Source organism: Paraburkholderia dilworthii (assembly GCF_000472525.1).
In the GTDB taxonomy this organism is placed as follows: Bacteria; Pseudomonadota; Gammaproteobacteria; order Burkholderiales; family Burkholderiaceae; genus Paraburkholderia; species Paraburkholderia dilworthii.
Map to the genome: position 1 here is coordinate 1 of NZ_AWZT01000060.1, position 21,498 is coordinate 21,498.

Annotated in this window: 15 protein-coding genes and 4 pseudogenes; 8 read left to right on the plus strand and 11 right to left on the minus strand. The window is 62.1% G+C overall.

Annotation, left to right across the window (positions count from 1 at the left end; translation table 11 throughout):
* The 7 genes and pseudogenes from F759_RS39135 to F759_RS0131675 form a co-directional block, all read left to right on the plus strand.
* Positions 1 to 300 (plus strand): annotated as a pseudogene (locus F759_RS39135) (IS6 family transposase); the annotation flags it as partial.
* 579 nt (positions 301 to 879) lie between these two features.
* Positions 880 to 1,452 carry a cupin domain-containing protein gene (locus F759_RS0131650; protein ID WP_027803371.1) on the plus strand — a complete coding sequence of 191 codons (573 nt, stop codon included), beginning with the start codon at positions 880 to 882 and terminating at the stop codon, positions 1,450 to 1,452.
* A 172-nt stretch (positions 1,453 to 1,624) separates the two neighbouring features.
* On the plus strand, positions 1,625 to 3,241 hold the full coding sequence (locus F759_RS0131655; RefSeq protein ID WP_036025719.1) for a peptide ABC transporter substrate-binding protein: 1,617 nt from the start codon (positions 1,625 to 1,627) through the stop codon (positions 3,239 to 3,241).
* A gap of 16 nt (positions 3,242 to 3,257) precedes the next feature.
* Positions 3,258 to 4,196 (plus strand): ABC transporter permease subunit, encoded by a 939-nt coding sequence (locus F759_RS0131660; protein ID WP_027803373.1) that lies wholly within the window; start codon positions 3,258 to 3,260, stop codon positions 4,194 to 4,196.
* 3 nt (positions 4,197 to 4,199) lie between these two features.
* Positions 4,200 to 5,114 (plus strand): ABC transporter permease, encoded by a 915-nt coding sequence (locus F759_RS0131665; protein WP_027803374.1) that lies wholly within the window; start codon positions 4,200 to 4,202, stop codon positions 5,112 to 5,114.
* Position 5,115: 1 nt separating this feature from the next.
* Positions 5,116 to 6,114, plus strand: coding sequence for an ABC transporter ATP-binding protein (locus F759_RS0131670; RefSeq protein ID WP_027803375.1), 999 nt, complete (start codon positions 5,116 to 5,118; stop codon positions 6,112 to 6,114).
* On the plus strand, positions 6,111 to 7,136 hold the full coding sequence (locus F759_RS0131675) for an ABC transporter ATP-binding protein (RefSeq protein WP_027803376.1): 1,026 nt from the start codon (positions 6,111 to 6,113) through the stop codon (positions 7,134 to 7,136). Before F759_RS0131670 ends, F759_RS0131675 begins: the two co-directional genes overlap by 4 nt.
* 71 nt (positions 7,137 to 7,207) lie before the next feature.
* Here F759_RS0131675 and F759_RS44535 read toward each other — a convergent pair.
* From F759_RS44535 to F759_RS39145, 3 genes and pseudogenes are all read right to left on the minus strand, one after another.
* Positions 7,208 to 8,111, minus strand: a pseudogene (locus F759_RS44535) (IS3 family transposase); the annotation flags it as partial.
* Positions 8,112 to 8,126: 15 nt separating this feature from the next.
* Entirely contained in the window at positions 8,127 to 9,431 is a 1,305-nt protein-coding gene (locus F759_RS0131690; protein WP_244438968.1) for an IS110 family RNA-guided transposase, read from the minus strand.
* Between the two features lie 277 nt (positions 9,432 to 9,708).
* Positions 9,709 to 9,981 (minus strand): annotated as a pseudogene (locus F759_RS39145) (transposase); the annotation flags it as partial.
* A 49-nt stretch (positions 9,982 to 10,030) separates the two neighbouring features.
* On the opposite strand from F759_RS39145, the pseudogene F759_RS41565 reads away from it, so the two are divergent.
* A pseudogene (locus tag F759_RS41565) lies at positions 10,031 to 10,517 on the plus strand (DDE-type integrase/transposase/recombinase); the annotation flags it as partial.
* A 52-nt stretch (positions 10,518 to 10,569) separates the two neighbouring features.
* Here F759_RS41565 and F759_RS0131715 read toward each other — a convergent pair.
* Genes F759_RS0131715 through F759_RS0131750 form a run of 8 tightly spaced genes read right to left on the minus strand, consistent with a single transcriptional unit; the run spans position 10,570 to position 21,495 of the window.
* A complete protein-coding gene (locus tag F759_RS0131715; RefSeq protein ID WP_027803380.1) occupies positions 10,570 to 13,770 on the minus strand; it encodes a multidrug efflux RND transporter permease subunit in 3,201 nt (1,066 codons plus the stop codon).
* Positions 13,771 to 13,783: 13 nt separating this feature from the next.
* Positions 13,784 to 14,332 (minus strand): GNAT family N-acetyltransferase, encoded by a 549-nt coding sequence (locus F759_RS0131720; protein ID WP_051377525.1) that lies wholly within the window; start codon positions 14,330 to 14,332, stop codon positions 13,784 to 13,786.
* Between the two features lie 4 nt (positions 14,333 to 14,336).
* Entirely contained in the window at positions 14,337 to 14,918 is a 582-nt protein-coding gene (locus F759_RS39150) for a GNAT family N-acetyltransferase (protein ID WP_051377526.1), read from the minus strand.
* Between the two features lie 4 nt (positions 14,919 to 14,922).
* Entirely contained in the window at positions 14,923 to 16,284 is a 1,362-nt protein-coding gene (locus F759_RS0131730) for a TldD/PmbA family protein (protein WP_027803382.1), read from the minus strand.
* Positions 16,281 to 17,717, minus strand: coding sequence for a TldD/PmbA family protein (locus tag F759_RS0131735; protein ID WP_027803383.1), 1,437 nt, complete (start codon positions 17,715 to 17,717; stop codon positions 16,281 to 16,283). Before F759_RS0131735 ends, F759_RS0131730 begins: the two co-directional genes overlap by 4 nt.
* Positions 17,710 to 19,377, minus strand: coding sequence for an ABC transporter ATP-binding protein (locus F759_RS0131740; protein WP_027803384.1), 1,668 nt, complete (start codon positions 19,375 to 19,377; stop codon positions 17,710 to 17,712). Before F759_RS0131740 ends, F759_RS0131735 begins: the two co-directional genes overlap by 8 nt.
* Positions 19,374 to 20,489: an ABC transporter permease gene (locus F759_RS0131745; RefSeq protein ID WP_027803385.1), complete on the minus strand. Its 1,116-nt coding sequence runs from the start codon at positions 20,487 to 20,489 to the stop codon at positions 19,374 to 19,376. Before F759_RS0131745 ends, F759_RS0131740 begins: the two co-directional genes overlap by 4 nt.
* The gene (locus tag F759_RS0131750; protein ID WP_027803386.1) at positions 20,443 to 21,495 is read right to left on the minus strand and encodes a microcin C ABC transporter permease YejB; all 1,053 of its coding nucleotides are present in this window, start codon (positions 21,493 to 21,495) and stop codon (positions 20,443 to 20,445) included. The genes F759_RS0131745 and F759_RS0131750 overlap by 47 nt, the downstream gene beginning before the upstream one ends.
* Positions 21,496 to 21,498: the final 3 nt, after the last annotated feature.

The following is a 21,498-nucleotide window of genomic DNA, read 5'->3' on the forward strand; positions in this document are numbered from 1 at the left end:
AAGACATTTCGCAAGTACAAGCGTCCGGTCGGCAAGAGCTGGCGGGTTGATGAAACCTATATCAAGGTCAAGGGCTCGTGGAAATATCTTTACCGCGCGGTGGATAAGGCGGGCAATACCATTGACTTTCTGTTCAGAGCCAGGCGGGACATGCCTGCTGCGCGGCGCTTCTTCGAAAAGGCAATCGGTCAGAACGGTTTGCCCGAGACGGTGACCATCGACAAAAGCGGCTCCAATCTGGCCGCGCTTAACGCGGTGAATGCCGAGCGCGAGATGCCCATCAAGGTTCGTCAGGTCAAGTCGCATATCGCCTTTGCTTATCCTGCCTGCGTTAATGCGACGGAACCCCTCTCACAGTTTTGGCAACCCGCACTTTACCGCAGCATCGCTATTGCGACGAAACCGGACGATGCGTCCAAGTGGTATGCTTTCGCCATGTTCAAACGACTACAATAGCGCTGGCAGGACCGCTTCCGGGTCGATGAATCATTCGGCTGGTCCGACATACCCGAAGATCCTGTGTCTGATCAAATTATGGACATGGTGTGGGATAAGTTGGACAAGGCGACGCTAAATGCGAGAAAGCGAAATATCATCTGGCCAGACGGGCAAAAGCTGTCGATCAACCTGTCCGTCAAACGAATCCACGAACAGCACCCCGCATCGAAAGGACCTGATCGAAAGCAATGTGATCGACTGGCTCGTGCAAGCCATACCACCAGATATCTACACCAAGCAACAGATAGACGAACTGAATAGACTCAAGCAAATGTGGATAGACACCTACGAACGGTAAGTTCAAGCCGAGAAATTTGGGCGAAAACTCGACACTCTTGGGTTACTTCCAGAGAACTTTTGACGGGCTAATTTCCTCCTGCTATGGTCACGACAATTCAAAAAGGCAATCCGTCATTAGAAATCGGCAGCAAGATCCGCGCGCTGCGGCAACGGCTCAAGCGCACGCTGGATGACACGGCAACCGCAGCGGGGATTTCCAAGCCGTTTTTGTCGCAGGTAGAGCGTGGGCTGGCGTCACCGTCCATCACTTCGTTGGCCGGTATCGCCCACGCACTCGGGGTCACGGTGCAGTATTTCGTCGACACACCCAGCGAGGAACGCTGCGTGAGTCGGGGCGATCAGCTGAAGTTTTTCGGTTTTGCGGACTCGGCCAACCTGTTTGCGCGGCTGACCAACGTGACGGGCGGCCGTCAGCTCGAAGCGATCCTCGTGAGGATGCCGCCAGGGCAGAAGCGCTCTGAAGTCACCACGCATGCCGGGGAAGAGTTTATGTATGTGATCGACGGCGAAGTGTCGTTGACGCTGGAAGGCAAGACGTTCGTGTTGCACGCGGGAGACAGCGCGCACTACGAATCGACGGTGCCGCACAGCTGGGTGAACACCGCGCGTATCGAGTCGGTGGTCGTCTGGGTGGGCACACCAAGACTGTTCTAGGAAACAGGCACCTTATCCGGTCGAACCGGCCAGGGATTGCCTGCATTACTTGATGTAAGGAATCCTGCATGTCGGACAAGCAACAAGGGCCGCCTTGGCCCGAGCAACGCAGCTAAACAGGCGCCCGGGCGCCAGCGCGTTTCTCTCTCGACCTTTCCTGCGATCTCAACCGATGAAAACCCCGTTCGTCTACGCAACGGCGCTGACCGCGCTCGTCCTCACATTTGCCCCTTCCGCTTTCGCCGTTACGGTGCCTCCGGGCGTGACGCTCGCCGCCAGCCAGGAGATGACCCGCCAGGTGCCGGGCGAAACGGAATCGCTCGACCCCGCGCATATCGAATCATGGACCGGCAACACGATCGGGCTCGACCTGTTCGAAGGTCTGACGCGCATGGACGCGAGCGGGACGATCGTGCCGGGCGTCGCCGAGTCGTGGTCGCGCAGCGGGCCGAATACATGGGTTTTCAAACTGCGCCACGACGCGCGCTGGAGCAACGGCCAGCCTGTCACCGCGGCGGACTTCGTCTATTCGTGGCAACGCGTGCTCGATCCGAAAACGGGCTCGAAATACACGGTGCTGGTCGAATTCGTGAAGAACGCCAAGGCGATTCTCGCCGGCAAGGCGCCGCTAACGAGCCTCGGCGTGCGCGCCGTCGACCCCTACACGCTCGAAGTCACGACCGAAGTGCCCGCCGCGTTCTTCCCGCAGTTGACGGCAATGGCGACCATGACCCCGGTCAATCGCGCGGCCGTGACGAAGTTCGGCGGCGACTGGACCCGTCCGGGCAACTTCGTGGGCAACGGGCCGTATGCGCTGACCGACTGGCAGCCGGGCAACCGCCTCGTGGCCACCAAAAGCCCGACGTACTGGAATAACAGCAAGGTCGTGATTACAAAAGTGACCTACCTGCCGATCGAAAACGACGAAACGGCGATGCGCATGTATCAGGCCGGCCAATTCGACTACACGTATTCGATACCGTCAGGCGTCTATGCGCAGGTCAGCAAGCAATTCGGCACAGAGCTGAAAACCGGCCTGCAAATCGCTACGTACTACTACAGCCTGAACAACGACGACCCGGCCTTCAAGGACAAGCGCGTGCGCCAGGCACTCGCCATGGTGCTCGACCGTGATCTGCTGACCAAACGTTTGACCGCCGACGGCGAAGTGCCGATGTACGGCCTGATCGCCAAGGGTACGCAAGGTTCGGGCGTCTTCACGCCGGAGTGGGCGAGCTGGCCGATGCCCAGACGCATCGACTACGCGCGCAACCTGCTCAAGACCGCGGGCTACTCGGACGCGAAGCCGCTGACGTTCACGCTCACCTACAACACCAACGACCTGCACAAGAAGGTCGCGCTGTTCGCGAGTTCCGAGTGGCGCACCAAGCTCGGCGTGACCGCGAAGCTTGAAAACGTCGAGTACAAGGTGCTGCTCAAGCAACGCCACGACGGCAAAGTACAAGCCTCGCGCGACGGCTGGTTCGTCGACTACAACGACGCCAACTCGTTTTTCGATCTGATCCGCTGCAACAGCGTCCAGAACGACCAGCACTACTGCAACCCGCAAGTCGACAAACTGATCGACGAAGGCAACCAGCAACTCGACGACGCGAAGCGCACCGCCTTGTTCACACAGGCGCACGACCTGGCCATGAACGACTACCCTGTGGTGTCGCTCTTCCAGTATTCGGCCGACCGGCTGGTCAAGTCGTACGTGGGCGGCTACAAGCCGACCAACTACCTCGACCAGCGCGCCACGCAAGACATGTATCTGATGAAGCACTAAGCGCGGGAGCACCGTCATGCTGGCCTATACGCTGCGCCGCACGCTCTGGGCGATCCCGACGATTCTCGCCGTGATCACCGCGTGCTATCTGCTGCTGCATCTCACCCCCGGCGGCCCGTTCGACACCGAGAAGCAACTGTCGACGGCCGTGCTCGCCAACCTCAACGCCAGGTATCACCTGGATGAACCGTTGTGGCTGCAATATCTCCACTACCTCGGCGCGCTGCTGCACGGCGACCTCGGGCCGTCGTTCCGATACGCCGACTGGTCCGTCAACGATCTGGTGTGGAAGGCGCTGCCGGTGAGCCTCGGCGTGGGCGGCGTGTCGGTGCCGATCGCGCTCGTGATCGGCGTCGCGCTCGGCACGATTGCCGCGGTGCGCCGCGACCGCTTTGTCGATCACTTCGTCATGGTGCTCGGCAATATCGGCAACGTGGTGCCGCCTTTCGTGCTGGGCCCAGTGCTGGTGTGGATCTTCGCGATCCTGCTGAAGACTTCCGAAGGACACGGCTGGTTGCCGGCCGGCGGCTGGGGCGACGGCGAGTGGCGCTACCGCGTGCTGCCGATCGTGCTGCTCACCATCATCAACGTTGCCGCGATTGCCCGCGTGATGCGCGGCAGCATGATCGAAGTGCTGTCGGGCAACTTCATCCGCACGGCGCGCGCCAAGGGTCTGCCAGGGCGCACGATCGTCTTGCGCCACGCGATGAAACCCGCGCTGATGCCGGTCGTCTCGTTGCTCGGCTCGATCTGCATCTCGTCGATCACCGCGGCAGTGGTCACGGAGTCGGTGTTCGCGCTGCCGGGCCTCGGCCAACTGGTCGTCAACGGCGCGATCAATCGCGACTACACCCTCGTGCTCGGTCTCGTCGTACTGACGACCGCTATCGCCGTGCTGTTCAATCTGCTGGTCGACCTCGCCTATGCGTGGCTCGATCCGCGCATCCGGTACTGATCCATGCCCCGCTCTCTTCAATCGACTGCCGCGGCGCTCGATCCGCTCACGGCCATCGCGAAGGCGCCGCGTTCGCGCGGCCCGCTCGCTACCGCCGCGTGGCGCTTCGTGCGAAATCGCGCGGCCTTCGTCGGCTTCGTCGTGCTGATGCTGATCGTGATCGTCTGCGTGGCCGGTCCGTGGTTTCTGCCGAACGGTCCCATTGATAGCGACTGGAGCGCGATCAGCCTGCCGCCGACGCTGCAAAACATGCACTGGTTCGGCACCGACGAACTCGGTCGCGATCTGCTCGCGCGCACGCTGCAAGGCGGGCGCGTGTCGCTCGAAGTCGGCCTGCTCGGCACGCTGGTGTCCGGGCTGATCGGCGTCGCGTACGGCGCGACGGCGGGTTATCTGGGCGGACGCGTCGACGCGGTAATGATGCGCATCGTCGACATGATGTACGCGATCCCCTACATGCTGATCGCCATCCTCATGATGACGATGTTTGGCCGCGCCTTCTATCTGGTCGTGCTCACCATCAGCGCGTTCTCCTGGCTCGACATGGCGCGCGTGGTGCGCGGCCAGACGCTGTCGCTGCGCTCGCGCGAATTCATCGACGCCGCGAAGGCGATCGGCGTGAGTTCGCGTTCGATCATCGCGCGCCACATCGTGCCGAACCTGTTCGGCGTGGTCGTCGTGTATGCGAGCGTCACGGTGCCAAACATCGTGCTGACGGAATCGGTGCTGTCGTTTCTCGGCCTCGGCGTGCAGGAACCGATGACGAGCTGGGGCGTGCTGATCCAGGACGGCGCGCAAAAGCTCGAATCCATGCCCTGGCTGCTGCTGTGCCCGGCCGTGATGTTGTGCGTGACGCTTTATTGCGTGAATTTCGTCGGCGACGGTTTGCGCGACGCATTCGATCCGAAGGACCGTTGACATGCCGCTACTCGAAGTCAAAGACCTCAGCGTGCGCTTTACGCGTCGTGAGGGCGCACCCGTCGACGCGGTGCAAGGCGTGTCGTTTTCTCTCGAGGCGGGCCGCACGCTCGGCATTGTCGGCGAATCGGGTTCCGGAAAAAGTCAGACCGTGATGGCGTTGCTGGGCCTGCTGGCCGGCAACGGCAAAGTGTCTGGCGCCGCGACCTATCGCGGCGAAAACCTGCTGACCATGAACGAAGCGGCGCTGAACAGGATTCGCGGCGACCGCATCGGCATGATCTTTCAAGACCCGATGACCTCGCTCAACCCGTTCCTGACAATTGAACGGCAGATGACCGAGACGTTGCAACTGCATCGCAAGATGTCGCGCCGCGAAGCGCGCCGCCGCGCGATCGAAACGCTTGAATCGGTGCGAATCCCCGACGCCGCACGCCGCATCAATATGTATCCGCACGAGTTTTCCGGCGGCATGCGGCAGCGTGTGATGATCGCCATGGCGCTGCTCTCCGAACCCGAAATCCTGATCGCCGACGAGCCCACCACCGCACTCGACGTGACGGTGCAGGCGCAGATCATCGAGCTGTTGCGCGAACTGAATCGCGAACGCGGCACGGCGATCATCCTCATCACACACGACATGGGTGTCGTGGCCGGCCTGTGCGACGACGTGATGGTGATGTATGCCGGCCAGACCGTCGAGCAGGCGAGCGCCGCCACCCTGTTCGCCGCACCGACGCATCCGTACACGCTCGGCCTGCTGAACGCGTTGCCGCGTCTGACCGACGCTGACGACGACCGTCCGCTGCAAACCATTCCGGGCAACCCGCCGTTGCCCGGCGAAGTCGGCGCGGGCTGCGCATTCGCGCCGCGCTGCGGCTTCTGCACCGAACGCTGCCGTGAAGCGCGCCCGCCCCTCGTTGCGGCCGCGGGTCACGCCGACGCGCTGCGCGCGTGTCATCGTCCGGTCGGGGAAATACTCGAGGCACAATACGTATGAACACCACAGCTCTCGCCAACCAGGACGCGGCAACGCTGTTGCGCGTCGACAATCTCAAGGTGCAATTCGGCGTGCCGCGTGGCGGCTTCCCATGGTCCGGCAAAGCGACGCTGCGCGCGGTGGACGGCGTGTCGTTCAACGTGCGGCGCGGCGAAACCGTGGGTCTCGTCGGCGAATCCGGTTGCGGCAAGTCGACCCTCGCGCGCGCCATCATCGGACTCGCGCCGGTGGCGAGCGGCAGCGTGCGCTGGCTCGGCGACGAAACCGTGCTGCCGGGCGCGCGCCGCGATACGTCGCGTTTGCGCCGCGACGTGCAGATGATTTTCCAGGACCCGCTCGCCTCGCTCGATCCACGCATGACGATCGAACAGATCGTCGCGGAACCGTTGACGACGCACGGCCAGGACATCGCGCGGGCCGACGTACAGCGGCGCGTCTTGACCATGCTCGAACGCGTTGGACTTAACGCGCAGCATTTGCGCCGTTATCCGCACGAGTTTTCCGGCGGCCAGTGTCAGCGCGTCGGCATTGCGCGCGCGCTGATCGGCGAGCCGCAGCTGGTGATCTGCGACGAGCCGGTGTCCGCGCTCGACGTCTCGATCCAGGCGCAGATCGTCAACCTGTTGCGTGATCTGCAACGCGAACTGTCGCTGTCCCTGCTGTTCGTCGCGCACGATCTGGCTGTCGTCAAAGCGATCAGCCACCGCGTGCTGGTGATGTATCTGGGCCGTGTGATGGAGTTCGGCGACAAGCGCGAGGTGTACGGCATGCCGCGTCATCCGTACACGCGGGCGCTGCTCTCCGCCGTGCCGGTGCCCGATCCGGCCGTGGAGCGCGCGCGGCGTCACCTGCTGTTGCGCGGCGAGATTGCCTCGCCGCTCAGTCCGCCTTCCGGCTGCGCGTTTCGCACGCGCTGCCCGGATGCCATCGAAGCCTGCGCCAGGGAGGCTCCGCAGCTCATCACGCATGGCGCCAATGCCACACGCGTCGCCTGTATTCGCGTGGAAGACACCGTGAGGTAAGTGCCGCTGGCGCACCGCCAGGGCTTTGTTCGGATGGGTGAGGTCGGTCGGAATCCGTGGACGCCAACGGGTTAAGCCGCGATTTTACTCAAATGGAATCGCTGCACGGAAGCGGCCGGCGAACGATTGTCCAGATGCTCCTGTGTGCGCTGCCGGTTATAAGAGATCTTGATGTATTCCGTGATTTCTTTCCGGGCTGATTGCGGATCACGAACTTGCCATGATAGACGAGTTCATTTTTCAGTGAGCCCCAGAATGATCCAATGGGTGCGTTGTCGTAGCAATTTCCACGTCTGCTCATTGACGCCTGCATGCCGAACTGTTTGAGGAGCTTCTGATAGGCGTGAGCGCAGTACTGGGCGGTCCGTGTGCTGTATCAGACGGGCCGGTGGTCGGTGCCACGCGACAGCACAAAACAGTGCCTGCATACCAGCTGCTTTGTCATGCGCTCGCTCATCGCGTAGCCGACTACCTCTCCGCTAACCCGATCCTCGAGGCCGGGCAGATACAGCCATCCCTCATCAGTCGCGGTATACAGATGTCGCCACACCAGGCCCCATTCGGCCCGCTCATCTTGAAGTCCTGGTCCAGCAGGTACGGTTCGACGAGCAGGTTGTGCGTCGAGTTGGTCATCGCCTTGAAGTTGCGCTGTTGCTTGCATCGCAGGCCGAGCTTCGCCCGCAAACGCTTGATGCGGTGAACACCAATCTGGACACCGTGGTTCGCCAGATCCTTTTGTAGCCGTTCCGGGCCGAAGGTTTGTCGGGTGCGCTCGTGAGCTGCGCGGACCTGTGCTTCGAGTTAAAGCTCCTGCTCAGCGTCCAGCGACAGCGGCCGTGTGCGCTAGGCATAGTAGCCGCTGATGGACACGTCCAGGAACCAGCACATCGGCGGCACGGAGTAATGTTGTAGCATCTGCTCAATTACGCCGTACTTCACCGCGACTCCTTCGCGAAGTACGTCGCAAACTTCCTGAGAAACTCCTTCCCTTCAGGTCGGTTTTGCTTGCAGTACAAAGCCCAGCGACTCGGCCCGTCGGATGAGGTTGTTCAGGACCCGCTGGCGGTAGCGTTCTTCATAGTACTCGGCGCCGGGATCGACGTATTCTATCCCGTAACGTAACGTGTTGTAGAACAGCACCGCGACCTTACGGGCTGTGGCGGCGACGGCCTTCGCCTTGCCGATCCGTGCCGACAGGCGTCGGTAGAACCCGCCCAGTGCCGTGTCCGTTTTGCCGATGGTGACGGCGGCAAGGCGCAGCGCAGCAGCGGCCTTGCTGGACGAGCGCCGCGTTTTGGAGGACAGCACCTTCCCGCCAGATATCTTATTGCCCGGCGCCAGACACAGCCACGATGTGAAGTGCTTCACCGTCGGCCATCGCGACATGTCTGTGCCGCATTCAGCGACCAGCTTCAGCGCAAGGTAAGGTCCGAATCCGGGAATCTGTGTGAGGTCGACACCGAGCATGCTGTAGAGCTCCGCACTTACATCGAACGAGAAGTCGTTTGACTGCCTGCTCCGACGACGCGCGGCAGGCAACGGAGTGCTCACCGGCGTCGCATTTGCGTGTAATTGCCGGAGTATGAGTTCGATACGTGCGTCGCACTGCGCCACCTGTGTTTGATAAAAATCATAAAGTGCAAGCGCCTGGGTCAGTTCGAACACATGTTCGTCCTGGTAATTACCGAGCAGGGCATCGCGAATCGTTCCGATCGACGCCTTGCAGCGGACGTCACGATGTCGGGCAAGTTCTTCCGGATTGCGTTCGCCGGCAACGATCGAGCGGATGATCTTCATGCCGGTAGCGCCCGTGACGTCCTGCACGACATGATGCAGTTGCAGGTTCATCTGCATCAGCGCCTTCTGCATGTGCTGGATATGTGCTGCGACATACTCGAGTAGTCGTTCGCGTTGACGCAGATAGGCGCGTAACGTCGCGATATCATGCCGGGGACGGAAGCTGGCCCGCAGCAGGCCGTACGCGTGTAACCTCTGCAGCCATTGCGCGTCGCTGACGTCAGTCTTGCGGCCGGGCACGTTCCTCACCTCCCGTGTATTGACCAGCACCACCTCGAAGCCGTACGCTTCCAACACTTCGAAAGCGGGAACCCAGTAAACACCGGTCGATTCCATCGCGATCGTTGTGCTCCCTATATGTTTGAGCCACTGCGCGAGTTGGTGAAGCTCCTGCGTAAAGCTGCCAAATGACCGGACCGGTTCCGGGTCGCGTTCCGGTCCAACTGCGACCACATGAAACTTCGCGCCGATGTCGATGGCCGCAGCATAGGGATGCACTACCGTAATCGATGCGCCGCAGTGGCGCCTTGGGACTTCGTCGTCTTCATGTCTGCCTCCGCCTGGTGATGGTCAGAGAGCGGGACAGCGGAGTAGATCATCTTCCTGAATGGGATCGCCTGACGGCGGCGTCACCAATGCTGGGTCCGCATCAGTCCATGGACCATGTTTTTTAACGGGATGAATCACCAATAATTCGACGGCCGCTCTTCCTGCTGCGCATCAGTGTACTTGTGCCGCGAAGTTTCTGCCCTTCGGGCAGGGGCGCGTCCCTTGAGATGTTTTTTAACAGATCGCGCTCCATCTTCACTTCTGCCAACTCTCGCTTTAGCCGCCCCAGTTCAGCATCGATCTCTGTCAGTGGCTTCTGGGTTTGCCCGACGTTCTCCAGCTTGCCGTCCTTTGCCGCGCGAACCCAGTTCGCCAGCGTCTTCATCGAAATAGACAGTCCACGCGCCGCTTCGGACACGCTAACGCCGCCAGTCATTGCGAGCTTTACTGCTTCTTCACGAAATTCTTTCGTGTATATGGGTTCGGGAATTCGGTTCATCAATGCCTCCATTCCTCAATTCGACGGAATGTTGGCGTCCACTTTTTTTCAGCCGACCTCACTGTGGAGAGCGGTCGACGAGCACGGAGCCGAGTTCGACATCCTGCTGCAAAAACGGCGCGACAAAGCCGCCGCCAAACGCCGTTTCAAGCATGTTCCACGTTCAAACCCCGCGCCACGCAAGATCGTCACCGATCAGTTGCGCAGCCATCCGGCCGCAAAGGTAATGTGTTCGTCGAAGCTGCCGCCCGACTGAAAGATCGCGCTGAAAATAGCCATCAGCCTACGCGTGAACGTGAGCGTCGCTTGCGCGGCTTTCGCGCCCCGAACCGCACCCGAAAATTTCTTTCTGGCTTCTGGCTGATCCGCCAACATTTCGCGCTCAAAGACATCTGCTGCGTGCCTCGCTGTATCGAAAACAACTCGATCAACGCTTTGCCGCGTGGCGTCAGTTCACCGATCTCACCCAAAATCCGTCATCCGGTTCTTGCGGAATTGACAGCCATACTAACAATCGCCCGAATTCAGCAAGTTGACAAGGCCCTGTGCCTTCAATGCCGGCGCCGCGCGTAAATGCCGTGGTCACCGTCACGCCATCGGCGATTCATCGAGCGGCCCGCCTTCTGCACGGCGTGCCCGCCGCGCGTCGCGCTTGCGATGCAGTTGCGCAAGCCGCCGTCGGCCGTGCGTGAGCGACGCGACCGCATGGAACGCGACCGGCGCGAACAGGAGCCCGAATAGCGTAGCCGCCAGCACTCCACCAAATACGCCCGTGCCGATCGAACGGCGGCTTTCAGCGCCCGCGCCGCTCGACACCACGAGCGGGACCACGCCAAGCAGAAACGCCGCCGAGGTCATCACGATCGGCCGGAAGCGCGCGCCCGCAGCTTCGGTGACGGCGCGCGTCAAGGGCAGACCACGCTGATACAGATCGCGGGCGAACTGCACGATCAGAATCGCGTTCTTCGCCGCGAGACCGGTCACCGTGATCATGCCGACCTTGAAATAGACGTCGTTGGGCATGCCGCGCAGCAGCACCGCCGCGACCGCGCCGATCACGCCGAGCGGCACGACCATCAGCACGGCAAGCGGGATCGTCCAGCTTTCGTAGAGCGCGGCGAGCGCCATGAACACCGCCAGCAACGACAGGACGATCAGCAGCGGCGTGAGCTTCGCCGCCGCGGTTTCCTCGCGTGCCGCATCGACCCAGTCATAGCGCACGCCGACCGGCAACGACGCGGCGAGCCGCTCCATCTCCGCCATGGCCGCGCCCGAACTGTAGCCGGGCGCCGCGTGGCCGCTCACGTCGAGCGACGGATAGCCGTTGTAGCGCGTCAGCATCACCGGGCCGATTGTCCACCGACGCGTCGCGATGGCCGACAGCGGCACCATGCCGCCCGCCGAATTGGGCACGGCGAGCGCCAGCAGATCGTCTTCGGTCATGCGCGCGGCGGCGTCGGCGGCGATCATCACGCGGCGCATGCGGCCACCGGCTGGGAAATCGTCGATATAGGTCGAGCCGAAGGTGCTGCCCAGCACATCCGCGATGCGATCGAACGACACGCCGAGCGCATATGCCTTCGCGCGGTCCACGATCAGTTCGACGCGCGGCGCGTCGGGCAGATCTTCCGAATGCACCGAGGCCAGCACCGGACTCGCCTTGGCCTGCGCGAACAGTTGCTCACGCGCGGCCTTCAGCGCGTCGAGTCCCACGCCACCGCGATCCTCCAGGCGGAACACGAAACCGTCCGAATGCCCGACGCCCGGCACAGATGGCGGCAATTGCGCTTCGACGTTGCCATCCAGAATCTTGTCGAACTTTTCATTGATGCGGTCGCGCAGAGCCAGTGCGTCGATATCGCGCCTGCTCCAGTCCTTGAGATCGACAAAGCCCATTGCCACGTTCTGGCCGCTGCCGGAAAAGCTCCAGCCAATCACACTCGTGACGTTGGCAATGGCGGGCTCGTCGTGGAGGATCTTTTCCATGCGTTGCACGACGTCCAGCGTGAGCGCCTGGGTAGCGCCCGCGGGCAACTGCACCATCACCTGCAACTGGCCTTCGTCCTCGCTCGGCAAAAAGCCGCCGGGCATGTGCCAGTAAAGCACGGCACACACGCCGACCAGCACCGCGTAGATGGCCAGCATCGGGCCGATGCGTCGCAGCATGCGCCCGGTCAGCCCGCGATAACCGCGCGCCGCGCGATCGAAGCCCGAAGTGAAACGGCTCGCCGCGCGCGCGGCGAATCCGAGCACGCCGCGGCGCGCATCGCGTTGACGCACCGATTGCGTTTGCGCCCTCAACAGATTCGCGCACAACGCGGGCGTCAATGACAACGCCATGAACGACGACACCAGCATCGAAGCAATCATCGCCACTGCGAATTGCCGGTAAATTCCGCCGACGCCGCCGGGAAAGAACGCCATTGGCACGAACACCGCCGTCAACACCGCGGTCACGCCGACAATCGCCCCGCCGATTTGCGACATGGCCTTACGGGTGGCCTCGCGCGGCGGCAAGCCCTCTTCTTCCATCACGCGATGCACGCTCTCCACCACCACGATAGCGTCGTCGACGAGAATGCCGATGGCGAGCACGAGGCCGAACAGCGTGAACACATTGATCGACAGGCCGCATACGTACATGGCGAGAAACGCGCCCATCAGCGTCACCGGAATGACCACCGTCGGCACCAACGTGTAGCGCAGATCGCGCAAAAACAGCCACATCACAAAGAACACCAGCACTACCGCTTCCGCGAGCGTGACGAGCACCTCGTGAATCGCGATCTGCACGAAGTGCGCGTTGTCAAACGGGATTTCGATGGAGACACCCGACGGCAATCCCTTCGCCAGTTCCGCCAGCCGCGCACGAATGGCGTTCGACGTTTCGAGCGCGTTGCCGCGCGGGCCGAGCTGAATGCCGACCGTCGCCGAAGCCTTGCCGTTCAGGCGCGAATAGTACGAGTAGTTGTCGCGCCCGAGTTCGACTCGCGCGACATCGCGCAGACGCACGGCCGAGCCGTCGGGCCGCGCTTTCAGCACGATCTGGCCGAATTCGGCCGGCGAGATCAATTGACCCCTCACGCTCACCGAGGCCGTTAATTGCTGACCTGGTACGAACGGCGCGTCGCCCAGCGTGCCGGCCGTCACGGTCGCATTCTGTGCGGCGATGGCGGCGTTCACTTCGGCAGCGCCGAGGCCGTATTCGCGCAGCTTCATCGGATCGAGCCAGATGCGCAGCGCTTCGTCGGCGTCCCAGAGTTGGGCCGCGCCCACACCAGGCGCGCGCTTCAACTCGCGCAACACGTAGCGGCTCAGATAGTCGCTCAATTGCACGGAGTCGCGTGCGCCGTCGGTGGACGTGAGCGCGACCAGCATCAGAAACGTGTTGGCCGCCTTGAACACGCTGATGCCCTGCTGCACGACCTGCTGCGGCAAACGCGGCTCGACCTGCTTGAGCCGGTTCTGGACGTCGACCAGCGCGAGATCGGGATTCGTGCCGGGCGCGAACGTCGCGTCGATCTCGAGTTCGCCCAGGTTGTCGCTGGTTGTTTCGTAGTACAGCATATTATCGGCGCCATCGAGACTCTCCTCGATAATGCTGCCGACGTTGGCATCCACCACCTCCGTCGACGCCCCCGGATACGTGGCGGATATCACGATGCGCGGCGGCGCGAGACGCGGATACTGCGCCACCGGCAGTTGCGGAATAGCCAGCGCGCCCGCCAGGACAATGGCGAGCGCGACGATCCAGGCGAAGACCGGGCGGTCGATGAAGAAAAATGGCACTCGGAAAATCCGTTCAGTTTGTCTGAAGGTGCGGCGCGTCGACAAGTCGTGCCATATGCAGCGCGTCGGCCAGCACCCCGTCGCGCAGCGCAAACCCGCGCGAGCGGCCTTCTTCGACAAAGCCGAACTTGCGATACAGCGCGATAGCCGGCGTGTTGTCGCAGAACACCGTGAGGTCGATGCGACGCAAACCGAGCGAGCCGTCCGCGCAATCCGTCAGCGCCTGCATCAGCGCCGAGCCGACACCGAGTCCATGATACGCGTCGTGCACCACGAGGCCCAGGTGCGCGCAATGCGCGCGGCTAGACCGATGAACCTCCAGGCTAGCGTGGCCGATCATGCGCCCGCCGATAGTCGCGCACACATTCACGCCCTCCTTGAGACGCCGCTCGTACCAGGCCGCCATTTGTTCAGGACTGCGATAGCCGACCGATAGCGTGCCGCGCCGCACGCCGGGCAACGTCATGATCTCGGCGAACGCATCCATGTCGGACGATTCGAGCGCGCGAACCACAATACGATTGTCGAGCGCCGCGTCATCCCGCAACCCTTCTTCTCTCATGGTTTCATTCCACTGCAATAGGGGTTGCCAATGGCGGAGACATCCACGGCGCCGCTTCACGCAGCCGCGCCATGAAATAGCAGTCGATCAGCACACCGCGCCGCAATACTGCGCCGCGCTGGTGCGCTTCGATCTCGAAGCCGAACTTGCGATACAGCGCGAGGGCCGCATGGTTATCGGTGTGGACATGCAACTCGACGCGGCGCAGACCGAGCCAGTTGTCGGCGAGATCGAGCAGTTCGGCCATCAACGCATGACCGATGCCGCGGCGCTGCCATGCATCGTGTACGCCAATGCCAAGCGATGCCGCATGTGCGCGGCGTCCTTTCAATGGCCTCAGGCTCGCCTCGCCGACGAGCGCATCACCGACCGTTGCCGCGATCGCGATTTCAGGCGGCTCGAGTTTTTCCAGATGCTCGCGCGTGCTGGCAGTTCGCCGGAACGGCACCATTGGATTGCCGTTCATCGCGGCAGGCAACTGCAGCATGGCGTGAAATTGTTCTGCGTCGGCCACGCGCAGTGCGCGCAGCGTCAGGCCCTCGGGCAAGCTCTCAGGTTTTGATTTTGTTTTGTCGTGTTGGTCCATAGGCTCATAACGTCAATTCGAATGACCTCACAAGGATGCCGGGCAGTTGCATGCCGCCCGTCGCCCGCTCGCCCCACGTCGAGTCGCTCAGTAGCAATTCGGCCTGTGCGCCGAGTTGTTCGAGTTCACTGCCGAGCAAACGGTACAGACTGTCGTCGAAACGCATGGCTTCGAGCGGCGCGACGATTTCCCCATTCTCGACCCAGAAAGTCGCGAAGCGCGTCATGCCGGTGAGACGGCAATTCATGCGGTCGGAGAAGTTCACGTACCAAAGGTTGCCGATGTAAAGGCCAGTATCGAGCCTGGCGAGCACGTCTTCTTCGTGGAGATCGCCCGCTTGCATCGAGAGTGCGGCGGGCGACTCGTTGGCCAGTGCGCCGTTCGGTGTCAAGCCGTACTCACGCGCGCTGCGTGCATTGGTCAGGCGCTCGGCGCTGCGCCCGGACTCAATCAGGGAGACGCTGTCCCGCAGGTAGCCGTCGTCGTTGAAGCCGGGCGTGATGCCGAGACACAGATCTTCGCTAATCGTCACGCGCGGGTCGAGTGCGACTTCTCCCACATGCAGCTTGTACAACTCGCTGCGCGAGCTCGCCTGCGCGCGGGCGGAAAAGCCGCTCCATGCCGTGACGCTGAGCAGTTCAGCAAGCGCGGCAGGCGCGAGATAGGAACGATAACGTCCTGGCGCCAGCGCACGTGGCGAGCGTGCGAGCACGGCGAGACGGGTTGCCGCCTGCTCGACTTTGCGCGCGAAGACGGCATCGCTCCAATCGTCGCCGGCGTATGTCGTTTTGATCGCGCGACCGCTCGGATCGTACAGCGACCAGCTGAAATTGAAGTTATCCACTTCATACCAGCCACGGCTGCCGTTCGTGGAGGCGAAGCCGCGCACGATCGTGCCGCCCGCGTAGAAGCCCACAAAATCGAGCCCGCGCGCGCAGTCTGCGACGATGCGCGCAAGCCCATCCGGGTCCGCGAGTTTGCCGGAGCGCTGCGTGGTGCGCTCCCATTTCGACGTATCGAAGAGCAGATGCGGATCGTCTGCAGCATCGCGCAACCCTTCGCGCAACGTGGCGAGCGCCGCGCTCACTTCGTCGAGATCCTGTGCAAGTTCGCCGCACACGGTCAGCGTGGAATACGCCTGACGTGCGCCGTCGATCAGGCGCAAGGTCAGCTTGCCTTGCGATACGCTGCCGGTCTGCCGGACCTTGCCCGAATTGAAACGGATAAAGTCGGATTGCTCGCCGGCAAACGAACTGAGCGTGGTTTCGCCGCCTTTTTGCAGGCGTTCAATCGCATCGGCGAGCGACGTGAAATGCTGCTGCCAATTCACCGACGTAGCGGCGCGCGAAATGATGTGGCTCATCATGCGCCTCCGAACACGTCGATATCGCTGAACACACAAGCTGGCGACGCATGGCCGACGCGAATAATCTGCGCCGGTTCCCCTTTGCCGCACATGGAGGTGCCATACACTTCGCGCGTGGCCGCGTTGCCCACCGCGCTCAGGCTGCGCCAGAAATTCGCGGAAATACCGCGGTAATTCGGCTGTTTGACGACCTGGGTGAGTTTGCCGTTTTCGATCAACTGCCCGAACTCGCAGCCGAACTGGAATTTGTTGCGATGGTCGTCGATCGACCAGGACGTGTTGGTGCGCATCAGAATGCCGTGTTCGATATTGCCGATCATCTGCTCCAGCGAACTTTCGCCGGGCTCGATGTTCAGATTCGCCATGCGGTCGATCGGCGGCCGGTTCCAGTTCGACGCACGCGAGTTCGCGACGCCGGGCATGCGCGCGCGCTGTTGCGACAGCGCGCCGCCAAGCGGACGTTCCAGCACGCCGTTGCGGATCAGATACTGCTTGCGCGCTTCGGTGCCGTCGTCGTCGAATGCGTACGCAGCCGCTTCTTCGCGCAGTTCCGGGTCGAAGGTCACGTTCAGCAGTTCCGAACCGTAACGGTACGAACCGAACATGTCCTGCTTGACGAAGCTCCAGCCCGCGAAGTTGCGCTCGTCGCCGAGAATGCGGTCCAGTTCGAGCGGATGGCCGATCGATTCGTGAATCTGCAGCATCATCTGATCGGGCATCAACAACAGATCGCGCTTGCCGGAAGGGCAATTCGGCGCGGCCAGCAACTGGAGCGCTTCATTGGCGACGCGTGCGCCCGAGCCTTCGAAGCCAAAGCGCGCCAGCACTTCCATGCCGCCCTGCCCGAGCGTGCCGTAATTGCCGCCGAGCGTACGCACTTGCGTATCGCCGTTTGCGTGCGCAGCGACGCTCAGTTGCGGCATCACGAAACGGAACTGCTGGTCGATCCGCACACCATCGCCGGTGATATAGAGTTGATCCGTGTGCGTGATCTGCACCGCCGCCACGCGTTCGACAATCTTCGCATCGAGGTTCGCGCCCGCGCATTCCGCGCCTAAAAGTTCGAGCCATTCGGCACGACCCGGCAACGCGCGTTGCGCATTCGGTGACACGTAGTGCCCGCTCGCAGCAGGACGCGCGACTTCGCGGTGGTCGATCAACGACAAGGCCGCGCTCGCTTGCGCGCGCGCCGTGGCGACATCGAGCGCCGCCTGCAAGCCGGCAGCCGAGAGATTCGCGGTCGCCGCATAGCCCGCGCCGGCGTCTACCCAGGCGATCAGCATCGCGCCGCGATCGCGCATCGTGCGCAGCGGTTGCGCGATGTCGTTACGTATTTCGTGATCGTCGATCTGTTCGTCGACAATGCGCAGCGACCAGAATGCCGCGCGGCTCTTCAGCGTTCGGGCGGCCTGCGCCCAACGTTCGTCAATCATTGCCTGTTCCCGTATGAGTCCCTGCAATGCCCGGCTCCGGCACGTTGAGCGACGAGACGAGCAGCGACTGAGTGTAAGGATGCGACGGCGCGTGCAACACGTCGAGCGTGTCGCCGGCTTCGACAATGCGTCCCGACTTCATCACGATCACGCGATGCGCCATGGCCCGCATTACCGCCAGATCGTGCGTAATGAACAAATAACTCAGCTTGTACTTTTTCTGCAGATTTGTCAGCAGATTCAGCACCTGTTTCTGGATCGAGACATCGAGCGCGCTAGTGGGTTCGTCCAGCACGATCAATTCCGGCTGGACCGCCAGCGCGCGCGCAATCGCAATGCGTTGACGCTGTCCGCCGGAGAATTCGTGCGGGTAGCGCAGCATCGAGTCGGCGGGCATGCCGACTTCTTCAAGCAGGCTACCGACGCGCGCTCGCCGCGCCCTGGCATCCACCTCCGGGCGGTGCACGGCCAAACCTTCGCCGATAATCTGCTCCACTGTCATGCGTGGCGACAGCGAGCCGAAGGGATCCTGAAACACAACTTGCATTCGCGAATAGAGTGCACGGCGCGAACTGGCCGTTTTAAGCGTGGAAAGCGGCGAACCGTCGATATGGATGTAACCCGCGGCCGGTTGTTGCAGGCCGAGCACCGTGGCCGCCAGCGTCGATTTACCTGAGCCCGATTCACCGACAATGCCAAGCGTTTCGCCGCGCCGCACGCTGAGATCGACGTCATGCACCGCGCGGAACGTGGAGCGCCCGAACATGGAGCGCCAGCCTTTCGCCGAGGTGCGGTAGTCGACGGCGAGCCCATGCACTTCGAGCAGCCGGCGCGCGCCCTTCTCGACCGGCTCGACCGCGCGCTGCGGCTCGCTATCGAGCAGTCTCTGCGTGTACGGATGCTGCGGGCTCGCGAACAGCGCCTCGGTCGTATTGGTTTCGACCAGCACGCCCTTCTCCATCACCGCGACGCGCTGCGCAAAACGCTTCACCAGATTCAGGTCGTGCGTGATCAACAGCACGGCCATGCCGCGTTCGGCCGCTTCCTGTTCCTGCAATGAGATCAACAGGTCGACGATCTGCTGGCGAACGGTGACGTCGAGCGCTGTGGTCGGCTCGTCGGCGAGCAGCAAACGCGGACGGCAGGCGAGCGCCATGGCGATCATCGCGCGCTGCCGCTGGCCGCCGGATAACTGATGCGGAAAACTGTCGATGCGCCGCTCCGGCTCGGGAATGCCCGTGCGTTTGAGCAACTCGATGCCGCGCTCGCGCGCCGCATTCGGCCGCAGACCTTCGTGCAAACGCAAACTTTCCGCAATCTGCTTGCCGATCGTGAAGAGCGGATTGAGCGCGGTCATCGGTTCCTGAAACACCATCGCAATGTCGGCACCGCGCAGACCGCGCATCTGCTGCTCGGTTTTTTGCAGCAGGTCTTCGCCTTCGAACAGCATGCGACCACTCAGTTCCGCATGTTCGACGAGTCGCAGAATGGACAAGGCCGTGACGCTTTTGCCCGAACCCGATTCACCGACGAGCGCCACACGCTCGCCGCGCGCAATGGACAAACTCAGTTCATGCACGGCGACCTTGTCGCCGAAACGCACGGAAAAACGGTCGATTTCGAGCAATGGCCGATCAGTCGACGCGTGAGTAGCGGTCATCGCGGACCTCCGCCGAAAGCCGAGCCGCGCGAGCGCGTATCCAGCGCATTGCGCAACGCATCGCCCATGAACGTGAGCAATAGCAGCGTAATCACCAGTGCGGCAAACGCCGACATCGAGATCCACCACGCGTCGAGATTATTCTTGCCCTCTTGCAGCAATTCGCCGAGGCTCGGTGTCGGCGGCGGCACACCGAGGCCGAGAAAGTCGAGACTGGTCAGCGAGAGAATCGCGGCACTCATGCGGAACGGCAGGAAGGTGATTACCGGCGTCAGGCTATTCGGCAATACGTGGCGCCACATGATCTGCCAGTTGGAAAGACCCATGGTGCGGGCCGCTTTCACATAATCGAGTGAACGGTTGCGCAGAAACTCTGCACGCACGTAGTCGGACAGGACAAGCCAGCCGAACATGGACAGAAGAATGAAAAGCAGCCACAGCGTGGGCTCGAAGATCGACGCGAAGATGATCAGCAGGTAAAGGTCGGGCATCGAACTCCAGATTTCGATCAGGCGCTGGCCGATCAGATCGGTGCGCCCGCCGTAAAAGCCCTGAATTGCACCGGTCAGCACGCCGACCACGACACCGGACACCGTAAGCGCCAATGCCATCAGCACCGACAAACGAAAACCGTAGAGCAGCCGGGCGAGTACATCTCGACCGTACTGATCCGTGCCGAGCCAGTTGCTCCTCGTGGGCGGTGCCGGGTAGGGATGCGCCGCGAAATAGTCGATGGTGTCGTAGTGGAAGTGATTTGGCGGATAAATCGCGAAGTTGCCATTCGATTCGAGCCGCGAGCGGATATACGGATCGAGGTAATTCGCGCGCGCCGGAAAGTCGCCGCCGAACAGCGTTTCCGGATAGTCCTTTACGATAGGAAAATAGTAGTGCCCGTCGTAACGAACCAGCAACGGGCGATCGTTGGACAACACCTCGCCGAGCAGGCTGATCGCGAACAGCGACACGAAGATCACGAGACTCCAGTAGCCAAGACGCTGCCGCTTGAAACGCAGCCACGTACGCCGCCACGGAGACGGCGACGCCGCGTGCGCCGCGCCGGCCACGTCAGCGGTCCAGGCGGTTGAATTGGATGCGGGGGTCGACGAGGACATAGCAGACGTCAGCAATGAGTTTAGTTACGAGGGCAATCAGCGTGAACAGAAATAACGAACCCAGCACGACCGGATAGTCGCGGCGAATCACGGAGTCGTACGACAGTTGGCCCATGCCGTCGAGGGAGAACAGCGTTTCGATCAGCAGATTGCCGTTCAGAAAAGCGCCAACGAAGGCGGCCGGCAAACCGGTGAGCAACGGAATCGCGGCATTGCGCAGCACGTGTTTCCATAGCACGTCGCGCTCCGGCGCGCCCTTTGCGCGCGCGGTCAGCACATACTGTCGGCCGATTTCCTCCAGAAACGTGTTCTTGGTCAGAATCGTGACGATCGCAAAGTTGCCGACCACCGAGGCCGTGACTGGCAGCACGATGTGCCAGAGATAATCGAGTACTTTGCCAAACGCGCTGAGTTCGGTGAAGTTATCCGACGTGAGGCCGCGCATGGGAAAGACCTGCCAGAAGGTGCCCCCGCCGAATAGCATCAACATCAACACGCCGAGCACGAAACCGGGAATCGCATAGCCGGCAAGCACCAGCACGCTAGTGACGGTGTCGAAGCGCGAGCCGTTGCGCACCGCTTTGGCAATTCCTAACGGCACCGATATCAGATACGTGAGCAGCACCGTCCATAAGCCGAGCGTAACGGACACCGGCAGTTTCGATTTAATGACGTCCCACACACTGTCATGCTGATAGTAGGACTGGCCGAGATCGAACGACGCGTAACGCCTTAGCATGAGCAGATAGCGTTCGAGCGGTGGTTTGTCGAAGCCGAACTGCTTTTTGATCTGCTCGATCTGCTGTGGATCGACGCCCTGGCTGCCGTGATAACCGCCACCGCCCGCCCCCGCCTCTCCGCCACGGCCAGCGCCGTGGCGGAGCTGCGTCATCACCTGTTCGACCGGCCCACCCGGCACGAATTGCGTGACGACAAAAGTCAGCGTGACCACGCCCAGCAGCGTCGGCACCATCAACAACAAGCGTCTAAGAATGTAGGCAAGCATGCT